Source organism: Colwellia sp. Arc7-D, from assembly GCF_003061515.1.
In the GTDB taxonomy this organism is placed as follows: domain Bacteria; phylum Pseudomonadota; class Gammaproteobacteria; order Enterobacterales; family Alteromonadaceae; genus Cognaticolwellia.
This window is the reverse complement of the sequence record NZ_CP028924.1, coordinates 1,423,957-1,437,926: the sequence shown is the minus strand read 5'-3', so window position 1 is coordinate 1,437,926 and position 13,970 is coordinate 1,423,957. Positions and strand designations below refer to the sequence as shown.

The following is a 13,970-nucleotide window of genomic DNA, read 5'->3' as shown; positions in this document are numbered from 1 at the left end:
ATCATTTCCCTATATTTGGATCAATTTTATTATCTATATTCGAATCGAGCATAACTTGGACTGTAGCGATATCACTTTCGCAAACTCCTTCATCAATATTAACGTAGAGCTTATTGTGGTTAAAATAACCTAGGCTAAAGGTCAAAAAAGCTAATTTAATTCCAACACCTTCAACAGAAGAAAAAACACATTGTTCAATCGTAACTTTCTTATTTTTAAATCCCCCTAAATACAAACTAGAATCATGTACAACTACAGGCTTTATGCCACATGAAGAAACTGAAAGTATAATTATTGACACATAAGCACATTTTATTAATAAGCTAAAATTATGAAAAAACACATAGCATTCCATTCCCTTTGTATTTTAGGTAAGAGTAGTATTCTATTTTAATAATATCAAACAGGTGATACATCTTTAATATCAATTAATCAAGAATGCTAAAATCAATTTTAATTAAAAAGTCATGTCTCTAAGGTGCTCTGGTGGTTTTAGCGCCCTAAAAGTAATGCGCTAGCTTGTTTTATTTCGATAAATATTAATGTCTGTTTTAGGTGAAAAATGTAAATGTATGGGCGACAATGCTACATAGTAAATTGCATTTAAAAACATAATGACTAATAATATTTTTCAATAAAATCTAGGCATCGGTTCTGATTTAATATTGATTGTTATATGAGAAATTTTTAAAACGACATCGACAATGGAGCTGTCATGCATAAAGGACAATTAACAAGCTGGATTCATGATAAAGGCTTTGGGTTTATTAAATCGGCTGAGCTTAAACAAGATACCTTTATTCATATTTCTGCCTTAAAAGAAATGAGTAGAAATCCCAAGGTGGGTGATTTCATCTATTTTGAGGTAGAGCAACAAGCCAATGGTAAAAGCAGAGCCACTAATTGTCGTATTGAAGGGGTTGCTTCTAAAGCTTTAAAAAACAATAAGCCACGAGTGTCGAGAAATTCTTCAGTACCCAAAAGCAAACTTGTCATATTATTGTCCGTGTTGGCTATTTGCGCTTTTGCTTACCAGCGTTTCACCACAAAACCAGTGCATATTCCTGCACCAAAACTAACGGTTCCAGAGGTGAAATCATTACCCGCTCGCACTGTGATTAAGTCTCTAGAGCACTTTTCCTGTGATGGCCGCCAGCACTGTAGCCAAATGGCATCTTTTGAAGAAGCAGTCTACTTTCTTCAAAATTGCCCCAATACTAAAATGGATGGTGACAGAGACGGTATTCCATGCGAAAGACAATTTAACAGCTTTTAACTACCGCCCTTTTTGTAGGATTTTATCCCTTGCCTGTGCTAAAGTCAGAGCCATAACGTGGCTTAGCATTTTTAGCTTAGCAATAGCTTGAAATCTATAGCGATATTAAAACTACAAGTTGTTTTACATGGATAAAATGAACCAGAACTCTTCATCTCAACACTCTCAAGAACAAGCAACTATTCTCTGGCACGACTACGAGACATGGGAATATCACCAAAGTTCGATAAGCCTTCGCAGTTTGCCGGTATTCGCACTGATCTTGATTTAAACATTATTGGTGAGCCTGAGATGTTTTATTGTCAGCCGCCACAAGATTATTTGCCGCAACCTGAGGCGTGTTTAGTTACCGGTATTACGCCGCAAAAAGCCTTGCGTGAAGGATTAACTGAAGCTGAGTTTGCTGATCGTATTCATGGCTTATTTACCCAACCTAATACTTGTGTTGCAGGTTATAACAGCATTCGATTTGATGATGAAGTGACTCGCTACTTGCTCTATCGTAATTTTTACGACCCTTATGCGCGTGAGTGGCAAAATGGTAATAGTCGTTGGGATATTATTGATATGGTGCGTGCTTGCTATGCCTTGCGCCCTGAAGGTATTGAATGGCCAACGGTTGAGCGCGATGGTGAGCAAGTGGTGAGTTTTCGTTTAGAGTTACTGACACAAGCTAATGGTATTAGTCATGAAGCGGCACATGACGCCATGAGTGATGTTTATGCCACTATCGCGATGGCAAAACTGATTAAAGAAAAGCAGCCTAAGTTATATGAGTTTATTTTTAATTTAAAAAATAAGAAGCAAGTAGCTGAGCTAATTGATGTATATAACATGACGCCTATTGTGCACACCTCTAGCAAGGTGTCTTCAGTTCACGGTTGCACGAGTTGGTTTGCACCCGTTTGTTATCATCCGATTAATAAAAATGCGGTTATCGCTGTCGATTTAGCACGAGATCCATCGCCGTTATTTGAGCTGACTAGCGAAGAGATTAAAGCGCGTTTATATACCCGTTATGATGAATTAGACGAAGGCGAATTACCAATTCCAATTAAGTTAATTCACTTAAATAAGTGCCCTATTGTCGCGCCAGCAAAAACGCTGTTACCTGAAAATGCTGAGCGCTTGGCCATTCCGCGTGACCTCTGTTTAGATAACCTAAAAAGGCTTAAACTATATACTGAACTTAGAGATAAGTTGACGGATGTTTTTGCCAAAAGTGATTTTGGTGATGAACCTGTAGAAGCTGAGTTTGCGCTTTATGGTGGCAAGTTTTTCTCGCATAGTGATAAAGCGCAAATGGATATTTTGCATCAATTATCGCCTGAGCAATTAGGAACGCACCCGTTTCAGTTTCAAGATGAGCGTTTAAGTACCTTGTTATTTAGTTATCGTGCGCGTAATTTTCCTTATACTCTTGACGATGGCGAGCAACAAAAATGGCAAGCGCATTGTCAAAATCGTCTTCAGCATGGTAAAAAAGGCTTATTGAGTCTTGATGAATTTATGATAAAAATTGAAGACTTAGCGCACCAACATGAACAGAATCAAAGTAAAATGTCGGTGCTTAAAGCTTTATACGAGTACGTGCAAAATTAACATAATGCCGACTTATATAAATTAAGTCGGCTACTTTTATCGAAGTAGAATACAGCTATTCAGCTACAAAATAACAAAACAATACATCGTTAATGTTTTACTTTTTAAAGCGACTTATTAAGCTTGAAGTATCCCAGCGGTTGCCACCACTTTCTTGAATTTCTTTATAATAACCATCTAGTTTTTTGGTCACGGTTAAATCTGCACCTAATTTATCAGCCTCTGCAAACGCAATAGCAAGGTCTTTTCTTACCCAGTCAACAGCGAAGCCAAAGTCAAATTCTCGTGCACACATTGTTTTACCGCGGTTATCCATTTGCCAAGAGCCAGCAGCGCCTTTACCAATAGTATCTAGCAGCTTATCAATATTTAACCCGGCTTTTTGGGCGAAGTTTAATCCCTCAGCTAAGCCTTGTACGGTATTTACAAAACAAATTTGGTTTACCATTTTAGCTAATTGCCCTGAGCCAACGGGTCCCATTAATTGACTAAATCTAGCGAAAGCGGCCATCACTGGCTCAGCTTTATTAAAAATAGTTTCGTCACCGCCAATCATTACAGTTAGTACACCATTTTCAGCGCCAGCCTGACCACCTGAAACGGGAGCGTCTAAAAAGTATTGCCCTTGGCTTGCGGCAATACTGGCAAGCTCGACAGCAACTTCTGCCGATGCAGTGGTATGATCAACTAAAATACTGCCCTTTGGCATGCCTGCTAATATGCCGTTTTCGCCTAGTACCACTTGACGAAGATCGTCATCATTACCTACGCAGCAAAACACTATTTCACAATCTTTCGCGGCATTTGCCGGTGTTTTAGCACTAGTACCTGAAAATTCAGCCAGCCATTTATCCGCTTTTGCTTGGCTACGGTTAAAAACACAAACCTCATGACCTGCTTTTTGTAAATGCCCTGCCATGGGATATCCCATAACACCTAAACCAATAAATGCGACTTTCATCGAGCGAATCCTTATGTAATACCAAGTTGATTAATACCTGATATTGAGTTGAAGTTAGTTCAGCATAGCTTGCGCTATTAATACTTATTTTAAAGCTGTTAAAGCCACTGATTTAAAATCAATACCTTGCCAGCCAGTTTGCATAAAATTTCGAATATTTTGGTGATCATCACCCTTAGGGTTAGCTAAAACATCTTCTCGATAATAACGTCCAAAACAAGCCAGTGTTTGTTCAGGACTTAAGTTATTTAGCTGAGCAAAGTAAAATATTTTACAAGAGCCTTCATTTGTTCCGCTTTCATTAACAAGCTCACCATTGGTAAACGTTGTAGGTTGATATTGATAGTTATCGGCAATAACTTTCATGACTTGGGTAAACTCTATCGAGTGCTGTTCTTGTTTAATGCTTGCGAGAAAGTCATCTAAATTACTGTTTTCAATATTGTTCATGTAAATTACACACCTTATTTCAGTTTTGTTTGAACGGTTTTAATTTTGGGAAAGTATACGTTTAATTTTACTATGCTTTTTTAATTTAACTTGCTTGGAATGAGCCTAACTTGAATAATTTAGTTTGGCTTAGTCTAAAGTTGCTCAGAATCACGCGCTAGACCTCTGTATTTTTGACTCTACATACCTGATGAACCAGTGGTAGCCATTGTTATTTTTTTGTTTATAGGCCGTGCGTCAATGAGCTTAATAAATTGTGAAGTCACATTGTTTTATGCGTTCCATATTAATAAAATTAGCCTTATTTTGATAGCTACTATTGTGAAAAATTTGTTTAATACCAAGTCTGTTAAGTAAAATATCACTCAGTGGTAAGAAACTTATTAGAATGGGTATTATTTATTTTTACGAATTTTTTTGAAATTGCTTTTTGCGGATTTATTTTTGCATTTCAGGTAAAAAACACTTACTTTATTTGACATTAAATTGTCGCAAATTTGTGTGCAATTAATATTGCTGTAAGGTTTTTTATGAATAACAACATTTATCAGTTTAGTGCCAATAACAATCTTGGCGAACTTGTGCCGCTATCTACTTATCAAGGTAAGGTAATGCTGTTGGTTAATACCGCTAGTGCTTGTGGTTTCACTCCGCAATATCAAGGTTTACAAGCTTTGTATCAACAGTATCAAGCAAAGGGTTTAGAAATATTAGCCTTTCCTTGTAACCAGTTTGGTAAACAAGAAAAAGGCGACGACAGCGAAATTAAACAATTTTGTGATCTTAACTTTAATATATCGTTCCCGCTTTTTAGTAAAGTTGACGTTAATGGTGAAAATTCCCACCCATTATTTGATTATATGAAGAACGAAGCGCCAGGTTTATTAGGTAGTAAAAGCATTAAGTGGAACTTCACTAAGTTTTTGGTGAATAACCAAGGCAAAGTGGTTAAACGATATAGCCCAACCACCAAGCCAGCAGATATTGCTAGTGATATTGAAGCAATGCTTTAATAAGCTGGGTACTTTAGAGCTTTGATACTTGAAGGGCTAAAGTACAATCTGTATGGCCTATATGTATAGCTTATATTTATAGACCATACATACAAGCCATACTTATAAGCTATAAGCGTCTTTAGCTGGGTATTAAATTTTGCGTGAATGTTGAGGTTACTTTGATTATAAAGTTACTCTATTCACGCTTTAGGTTACTAGCTGTAAATCACGTAATTGTTTGATTTTATCTCGTACTGACGCGGCCAATTCAAACTCTAGATTTTGCGCATGATTAAACATTTGCGTTTCTAGTTCCTGCACTTTCACATCAATCTGTTTAGTGGTTAAGGTTTCATATTCTGACGCTGGCTCTGCCGCTTTTAATGCTGCTGCCGCGCGAGTTTTTCCACCATCAAGATCCATAACATCTGAAATATTACGTCTTACTCCACGTGGAGTTATATTGTTATCAAGGTTGTATTGATGCTGTTTGGCACGGCGTCTGTCAGTTTCGTCAATAGCTTTTCGCATTGAACCAGTAATTTTTGCGGCATATAAAATGGCTCTACCGTTTATATTACGTGCCGCTCGGCCGATGGTTTGTATGAGTGAACGCTCTGAGCGCAAAAAGCCCTCTTTATCAGCATCAAGAATGGCAACAAGCGATACTTCTGGCATGTCTAACCCTTCACGAAGTAAGTTAATACCCACTAAAACGTCAAACTTACCTAAACGAAAATCTCGAATTATTTCTACTCGTTCAACGGTGTCTACATCAGAATGTAAGTAACGCGCCTTTATTTGATGCTCGTCTAAGTAATCGGTTAAATCTTCCGCCATACGTTTAGTTAATGTGGTGGCTAATACCCTTTCATCAATTTTTACGCGTTTGCGAATTTCAGAAAGTAGATCATCAACTTGTGTATCAACGGGGCGCACTTCTATTTGTGGATCAAGTAAGCCCGTTGGGCGCACTACTTGCTCAGCAATTTCACCGGCAGATTTTTCCAGTTCATAATTACTTGGTGTTGCAGAAACATAAATAGTTTGTGGCGATAATGCTTCAAACTCTTCAAATTTCATTGGGCGGTTATCAAGCGCTGAAGGTAATCTGAAACCATATTCAACAAGGTTTTCTTTACGTGAACGGTCACCTTTGTACATAGCGCCAATTTGCGGCACGGTAACATGCGATTCATCAATAATTAATAAGCCATCGCTGGGCAGGTAATCAAATAATGTTGGCGGCGCTTCTCCAGGCCCACGACCAGACAAATAACGAGAATAGTTTTCTATGCCTGAGCAATAGCCAAGCTCTGTCATCATTTCAATATCGAACTGAGTTCGTTGCACTATTCGCTGCTCTTCAACGAGTTTATTGTTTTCTTTTAACTGAGCTGCTCTGTCTTTTAATTCAATTTTGATTTTATCAACAGCGGCTAATATTTTTTCACGTGGGGTAGCATAATGTGTTTTTGGGTAAACGGTAACACGAGCAACGGTACGCTCAACTTCGCCGGTTAGGGGGTCAAATATGCTAATGCGTTCAATTTCTTCATCGAATAACTCAATGCGCAGCGCCATGCGGTCTGACTCAGCAGGAAAAACATCAATTACATCACCACGTACGCGATACGTTGCACGCTGAAACGCTACGTCATTTCGGGTGTATTGCAGCTCAGCTAAGCGTCTTAATATGTCGCGCTGATTAATAATGTCGCCCACACTTACATGCAACATCATTTTTAAATAAGAGTCAGGGTCACCCAAACCATAAATGGCAGACACTGAGGCGATGATAATAACGTCTTTGCGCTCTAACAGTGACTTAGTCGCCGACAAGCGCATTTGCTCGATATGTTCATTTACCGAGGCATCTTTTTCAATAAACGTGTCAGTTGTAGGCACATAGGCTTCTGGCTGATAGTAGTCATAATACGAAACAAAATACTCAACCGCATTATCAGGGAAAAAGTCTTTCATTTCTCCGTATAGTTGCGCTGCTAAGGTTTTGTTTGGTGCTAACATCATGGTTGGACGATTGAGTTTTTCAATTACATTAGCAATGGTATAAGTTTTACCTGAGCCCGTTACGCCCAATAACGTTTGATGCGCTAACCCAGAGTCAATACCATCAAGCAATTTTGCTATCGCCGTTGGTTGGTCGCCGCTAGGGGTATAATCTGAATGTATTTTTAGCGCTTTCATTAAGCAGTAACCTCAACATTTATGCGGTCTTTATCACATTGTTTACTGAACAGGTTATATGAAATAGCCGCCATCACTACGTTGCCGAGTAATGCGCCGATAAAAAAGCCCTCTAAACCAAACCATAAGCTGCCAAGGTATGACAAAGGTACATAGCAAATAAATAAACGAATAACACTTAATACTAATGCAACCATAGGTTTATGTAAGGCATTGAAAGATGAATTTGTTAAAATAATAACGCCCTGTAAACCATAACCTAAGGGTAAAATCCAAATGAATAACTTAATAATATCGGCTACCGCTTGCTCTTTAGAGAACATATCTGCAATTAAGGGAGCAGCTAACACCAGTACAACATAAATGAGCACTTGCCATATAAGCACAAATTTTATCGAGGTTTTATAACCTTCCTCGACACGGCTCATGCTACCGGCACCAAAATTCTGGCTAATAAATGGTGGTAAGGTCATTGAAAGTGCTAAAACGACTAAACAGGCAATAGATTCAATTCTTGAGCCTACGCCAAATGCCGCAACGGCTGATACACCGTATTCAGCCACAATAGCGGTTAACACCGCTGAAGCAATCGGAGTCAACATATTCGCGCCTGCCGCAGGTAAGCCAATACGTAAAATTTCGCGTGACGAGCAAATAAAGTCTTTAAGTGACATTAAATGGCTATGAATTAAGCCACGTTTAGCCGCTAAAATATATAAAACATAACCTAAGCCAAATACCCAAGAGACTAATGTCGCTATTGCGGCGCCTTGAATACCCATGGCAGGTACAGGACCAAAACCAAAAATAAAAATAGGATCTAATACGGCATTTATTAAACCTGCGCTACCCATAATGATACTGGGCGTTTTAGTGTCGCCGTCTGCACGTAAAATAGCGTTACCAATCATCGGGCCAATTAACAAGATACAACCGATAAACCATAAATCCATATATTGATGAATTAAAGGCAAGAGTGCTTCGCTAGCCCCTAAAAGTAAAAATGTTTCATCAATCAGTAAGTAGCCAATTACGGCAAGAATACCGACTATGATTGCTGCTAAGTATAATGAACTGGTGGCTAAACTTTTTGCGGACTCTTTATCGCCTTTGCCTAAAGCTTTGGCAATAACGGCAGACGTACCGATACCCAAACCAATCGTTAAACTAATCACGGTAAAAGTAATAGGAAAAGTAAAGCTAATTGCCGCTAATGGCTGAGTACCTAATAAACCGACAAAAAAGGTATCAACCAAGTTAAAAGTCATCAATAAAATCATGCCGTAAATCATCGGAATGGTCATGGTTTTTAATGTGGGGGCTACGGGATCTTTCAGTAGGTTAATTTGGTGAATATGTTTAGTTTCAGTCATTAATTTTTTCAAAATAAGTGATAGATCGAATGCGTCGACCATTGTAAAAGATCATGATAGGACTCGCTACGTATATATTTTATTTAAGATAGTAATAACAATATTTTCAGAAAAAATAATATCATGGAAATAATTGGCATTACACTATTCTGTAGAGAAATGCACAACAAATGTATAAAAAATAGTGCTTGAACAAAAAACAAACGCACATGGCTATAAAGCCAACATAACGCATGTAACCTATTGTTATAAAACAAAGTAAACTAACAGCGCAATAAAACAACACTTGACTGCAAGCCGCATTCTACCGTTCATATTACGTTAAGTTACACTTTAACTCACATAGTTATCCACAGATTAAGTGGATAACTATATTTTATATTAACAAAATCAACTTCTGATTATTAAATCATCAACAAAAGCAAAAATAAGGCAAACAATGCCTGCTATTTGAGCAAACAACCAATAAAATGATATTTTTGTAATTTTTGTATTGACAGTCTGACATGCGGCCTTTAATATTCCGCCCCGTTAGCCAATAGCGGCTTTCAAAACAATTCCTCAATAGCTCAGTTGGTAGAGCAACGGACTGTTAATCCGTTTGTCCCTGGTTCAAGTCCAGGTTGAGGAGCCAAATTAAAATGTGATGGTTTTTATTTTAAAGTAAAAACGATTATAGTAGTACAGAACAATTCCTCAATAGCTCAGTTGGTAGAGCAACGGACTGTTAATCCGTTTGTCCCTGGTTCAAGTCCAGGTTGAGGAGCCACATTATTAAATAATGGCTTTTAATTTTATTAACAGCGATTATAGTAAAAAGAACAATTCCTCAATAGCTCAGTTGGTAGAGCAACGGACTGTTAATCCGTTTGTCCCTGGTTCAAGTCCAGGTTGAGGAGCCACCTTAAAGAAACCTGCTTATTTAGCAGGTTTTTTTTCGTCTGAAATAAAGCTGGGTCCAAAATAAAGTAGGGTCAGATACACATTTAATAGCCCTGTTGGTACTTTCTAAACGAGCAACATCAAAAAGTATTGAGATCAATATCCTCCTCTTACAATTAGTAAAGCGACTAAAATCAATTAATGTGTATCTGACCCTACTTTTTTACATCTACCTAAAGGTCTGCCTAGTTTCGCTTCTCTGACTCTTCGTCCTGTTGATTGCTCTACTTTAGATTTAAAACATTCGCTGCCCAATGCTAGGCCTTTATTTAATGACGTTCTGATATCTTCAATTAGTAAAGGAGCTATTTGATATTTGAATAAAGACTGATATGTTTTTTGGCGTACAAATGAATCAGCGCCTAGATCCTCGTATGCGGGATGAGGTGTACATAATGGGGATTGTTTTCCTAATGCATTAATTTGATAGCTAGACCAAAGATATTGCGATGGTTCGTCAACCATTCTCGCCCTAACTGGATTTAATTCAATATATTTATATACTTGCAATAAATATGAAACATCTTCTATCAAACAAGATTTGAATCGTCCTTCCCAGAGCGTGCCAGTTCTTCGATATTTATGATTAAAATACTGCACATACCTGCGACCTAAACTTTGCATCAATAAACTAATTGCGTTTGGTATCCGCGGTGTGCAAAGTAAATGTACATGATTGGTCATAAAAACCCACGCGTGTATATCAACACAATATTTAATAGAGTACTCAGTTAGCCAATGAGCGTAAGCAGCAAAATCTTGCTCATCTGTGAAGCAAAAACTGCGATTATTTCCTCGTTGAATAATATGTTGTGGTATGTCTATTAGCTGAATTCTGGGCAGGCGAGCCATAAATAATATCCTTATTATTTAAATTGATCTTAGTATAGAACAAGAATTTTTAAAGTATAATTTGCTCTTTATAATAGAATTGAAAAGATAAATTTTAATGTGTATCTGACCCTACTTTTTTTTAGGTGTTATGTTTCAGAACAAAAAAAGCAGCAATTAACTAATTGCTGCTTTGGTTTTAAGCTATGTGCTTATTAACGTTTAAATTCTGATGTTTTGCTCCACTGCGGCCACACATTTTGATGTGATAATTCATAACCAATTTCAAAGAAAGCTTGGATATCTTCGACAGCACCTGAAAGGTCCCATTGCTCGCTATATTCATCACAAGCATTGTGGTAACACTTGGCTAAAATAGGGTCTAAATGCGCTCGTAGTGCTTTTGTAGCTTCATCAACAGGTTCTTTACCACTCTTAGCATAAAGGGCTGGAATACCAATATTGGCGAATGCAAAGTGATCTGAACGGTAGTAAATACCGGCCGCTGGACGAGGATCGCCTGAAATAACACGATCTTGCTTTTTAGCCGCTACGATTAAGTAATCATCGAGTTCAGATTGCCCTAAACCATAAACTGAAACATCTTTACTGCGACCATTAACATTTAATGCGTCCATATTGATATTAGCCACTGTTTTAGCTGCAGGTATAACAGGGTTTGCCGCATAAAACTTAGAACCCAATAATCCTTGCTCTTCAGCGGTTACTGCCATAATAGTGATTGAACGTTCTGGTGCCACAGGTAGTTTTGAAAATGCTTCTGCTACTTCAATAAGTGCTGCCGTACCTGAGGCATTATCTACCGCGCCATTATAGACTTGGTCGCCCTCTTTACTGGTATCTTTACCTAAATGGTCCCAATGCGCGGTATAAATAATGTGCTCATCTGGTGTTACGCTGCCGGGTAAAGTAGCAATAAAGTTATATGATGTAGACTTTTTAACGGTATTTTTTACCGCAACAGAAGCGGTTAAATCACCCATATCAACATGATAACTGCCCTTAGCAGCTTTTGCTTTTTCTTGCTTAAAGTTTAAACCTGCGTTAGCAAAAAGTTCTTTGGCAACATCACTATTAACCCAACCTTCAACCGCAACACGATCTTTATTTAAATCTTCACGAACAAAACCAAATTGTGGACCTGTCCATGAGTGCTCAACTACTGACCAACCATATGATGCTGGTGCAGTTTCATGAATAATTATTGCGCCTTCAGCACCTTGACGGCTCGCCTCTTCATATTTATATGTCCAACGACCGTAATATGTCATGGCATTACCATTAAATAATGCTGGGTCTTTAGTGGCAAAACCGGGATCGTTGACAAGAATAACAACTGTTTTTCCTTCAACATCAAGCCCTTCGTAATCATTCCATTGGTATTCTGGCGCATTAACACCATAACCAACAAAAACTAGCTCAGAGTCTTTAAGCTGTTCAAAATCACTAATGCGGCTTGAGCCCATAACCATATCATGGCCATATTGATATTCTTTACCACCTATAGATAAAGCCATATCTGATGACGCTTCAATTGATACCATAGGCACAGGTTGTAAAAAGCTATTACCATTACCTGGTTTAAAACCGATAGCGGTGAGTTGCTTGGTTAAGTAATCAAGCGTAAGTTTTTCACCTTTAGTTGATGGTGCACGACCTTCAAATTCATCTGAAGCAAGTGTTTTAATGTGCTCGGTAAGTTGTTCTTTGTTAATACTGTTATAACTTGCGGTTACATCGGCGGCGTTATTAGTTTTTGTAGCAGCATCGCCTGCTCCACAGCCCAAAAATACGGCTGAGGTTAATAAGGTAAAAGCTAAAGATTTTTTCATGTTTTTTATACTTTATTTGAGAAAGACTCTGAGATTATATACAAATCTGCTCTCATTTAGGTAGAGGTAAAGTGCAAAGAAATATTAAAGCCTGCGCTAAATTTTTATGTCTGTATTTATGCTTATATTATAAACAGCTTGAAAGCCCCTATAAACTGAGCCTTCGTCCTTAATATCACTATGTTTACCTACACTTAAAGCGAATCTGTGCAAATAATGATCTGCTCTTTGGTATATATCATATTTGACCACATTTAATGATACTACTATGATGAACTTTTAAATTAATAGGTTAATTGTTATGCCAATCTCTCGTACAAGACGCGTTCAACACAAAGTGCACATTCCTTCCTCTGCACGTGAAAACCAATATTTACTTGCTAAGTTTGCTATTACAGACAGCTTAATCGAGAGAATTTCAGGCCCAGTTGATCACAACAGCGAACAACCATTTTTAGCTTTTTATAAGAAGTTGTCTGAATTATTCTTCAAAATCAACGAAGAATTAGACATTGAAAGTGGCCAATTTGTTGCTAATGACAAATTCACTCGCATTCGATTTAGCCCAGAAAAAATTACCGCTCAAACAGAACAACAAATTCTGTTTTTGTATAACTCACGTTACCACTTCAGTCAGAAGTCCTATTTTGATGCGACAAAGCAAGCCAGTAAAATTCATTTAGTGTTTTTATCTAATGGTGATGAAATACGACATAACTCGGCAATATTTCATCAAAAAGTTGTAAAAGCGATCACCAAATTTACTGAACAAAGTGGTATGGAAACAGAAGAAGTACGCATTTGTGACCACCAGCATCTCACTTATGATTTATTTGCCAAAGATAAAGGCGTACAAGGTAATCAAGTACATAAGTTACGCAGCATCTCAAATCGTTATGCGCCTGATGAGATTTCTATTCCGGCCAATACCGATGAACTAACATATGCCATTGTTGATATGCCAATTAACCGTCGACTAAGCAAACTTGTGAAGCTTGATCATAGCGAAGGTGAAAACTACAACCCACTCTACAATTATATTGCCGATGCGTTTATGAGTGCAGCTAAGAAACACAACTTGAACAATGGTGCACTTATTGCAAATGGATTAGTACCGATTGTACGTCGCAGTGACGATGAAACTACCGTAGCAAAAGGTGAGTTAATGATGATTGGCTATAACCCGAAAAGTGCAAATAGTGGTTATACCTGTAAATGGGCCGCTGAAGAACTTGTTGATAGTGTTCATTTCGTTTTTGTTGCCAGTGAACAAGATAAAACTAGTCATGGTTACGGTAAATTTTTAAATCAAATAGAATCTGTTTTGCATAGCATTGCTCAAAAACTTAAATATAATAATGATAAAGAAGAGTTAATTGTTCGTTTTCATCAACATATTGGTTTTTATCGAGAATAAACTTTTTTCATTTAACCTGCTATCGTTTTAAAATCAGCACATATGCTACTTTTAAAACAACA

The 13,970-nt window shown here is 37.6% G+C and carries 10 protein-coding genes, 3 tRNA genes and 1 pseudogene; 7 read left to right on the top strand and 7 right to left on the bottom strand.

Annotated elements, in window-relative coordinates:
• Position 1 precedes the first annotated feature (1 nt).
• Complete coding sequence (locus tag DBO93_RS06280; protein WP_108455549.1) at positions 2-343, bottom strand: hypothetical protein; 342 nt, start codon at positions 341-343, stop codon at positions 2-4.
• Between the two features lie 372 nt (positions 344-715).
• On the opposite strand from DBO93_RS06280, the gene DBO93_RS06275 reads away from it, so the two are divergent.
• The gene (locus DBO93_RS06275; protein ID WP_108455548.1) at positions 716-1,276 is read left to right on the top strand and encodes a cold shock domain-containing protein; all 561 of its coding nucleotides are present in this window, start codon (positions 716-718) and stop codon (positions 1,274-1,276) included.
• 136 nt (positions 1,277-1,412) lie between these two features.
• Positions 1,413-2,878: pseudogene (sbcB, locus tag DBO93_RS06270) on the top strand (exodeoxyribonuclease I).
• 97 nt (positions 2,879-2,975) lie between these two features.
• Here sbcB and DBO93_RS06265 read toward each other — a convergent pair.
• Both DBO93_RS06265 and DBO93_RS06260 read right to left on the bottom strand, forming a co-directional pair.
• Positions 2,976-3,854: an NAD(P)-dependent oxidoreductase gene (locus DBO93_RS06265; protein ID WP_343215951.1), complete on the bottom strand. Its 879-nt coding sequence runs from the start codon at positions 3,852-3,854 to the stop codon at positions 2,976-2,978.
• A gap of 69 nt (positions 3,855-3,923) precedes the next feature.
• Positions 3,924-4,289: a HopJ type III effector protein gene (locus DBO93_RS06260; protein WP_108455546.1), complete on the bottom strand. Its 366-nt coding sequence runs from the start codon at positions 4,287-4,289 to the stop codon at positions 3,924-3,926.
• 530 nt (positions 4,290-4,819) lie between these two features.
• Here DBO93_RS06260 and DBO93_RS06255 point away from each other — a divergent pair.
• The gene (locus DBO93_RS06255; protein ID WP_108455545.1) at positions 4,820-5,302 is read left to right on the top strand and encodes a glutathione peroxidase; all 483 of its coding nucleotides are present in this window, start codon (positions 4,820-4,822) and stop codon (positions 5,300-5,302) included.
• A gap of 189 nt (positions 5,303-5,491) precedes the next feature.
• Here DBO93_RS06255 and uvrB read toward each other — a convergent pair whose 3' ends face one another.
• Together uvrB and DBO93_RS06245 are read right to left on the bottom strand one after the other, a co-directional pair.
• A complete protein-coding gene (uvrB, locus tag DBO93_RS06250) occupies positions 5,492-7,492 on the bottom strand; it encodes an excinuclease ABC subunit UvrB (protein WP_108455544.1) in 2,001 nt (666 codons plus the stop codon).
• A complete protein-coding gene (locus tag DBO93_RS06245) occupies positions 7,492-8,865 on the bottom strand; it encodes an MATE family efflux transporter (RefSeq protein ID WP_108457771.1) in 1,374 nt (457 codons plus the stop codon). The genes uvrB and DBO93_RS06245 overlap by 1 nt, the downstream gene beginning before the upstream one ends.
• Positions 8,866-9,423: 558 nt before the next feature.
• Between DBO93_RS06245 and DBO93_RS06240 the strand changes: the two genes are divergently transcribed.
• From DBO93_RS06240 to DBO93_RS06230, 3 genes are all read left to right on the top strand, one after another.
• Positions 9,424-9,499 (top strand) — tRNA-Asn (locus tag DBO93_RS06240).
• 59 nt (positions 9,500-9,558) lie between these two features.
• Positions 9,559-9,634: transfer RNA gene (locus DBO93_RS06235), tRNA-Asn, on the top strand.
• Positions 9,635-9,691: 57 nt separating this feature from the next.
• Positions 9,692-9,767: transfer RNA gene (locus DBO93_RS06230), tRNA-Asn, on the top strand.
• A 178-nt stretch (positions 9,768-9,945) separates the two neighbouring features.
• Here DBO93_RS06230 and DBO93_RS06225 read toward each other — a convergent pair.
• The gene (locus DBO93_RS06225) at positions 9,946-10,659 is read right to left on the bottom strand and encodes a transposase (protein ID WP_108455543.1); all 714 of its coding nucleotides are present in this window, start codon (positions 10,657-10,659) and stop codon (positions 9,946-9,948) included.
• A 194-nt stretch (positions 10,660-10,853) separates the two neighbouring features.
• A complete protein-coding gene (locus DBO93_RS06220) occupies positions 10,854-12,491 on the bottom strand; it encodes a M28 family metallopeptidase (RefSeq protein ID WP_108455542.1) in 1,638 nt (545 codons plus the stop codon).
• Between the two features lie 301 nt (positions 12,492-12,792).
• On the opposite strand from DBO93_RS06220, the gene DBO93_RS06215 reads away from it, so the two are divergent.
• Complete coding sequence (locus DBO93_RS06215; RefSeq protein WP_108455541.1) at positions 12,793-13,908, top strand: DUF3083 family protein; 1,116 nt, start codon at positions 12,793-12,795, stop codon at positions 13,906-13,908.
• Positions 13,909-13,970: the final 62 nt, after the last annotated feature.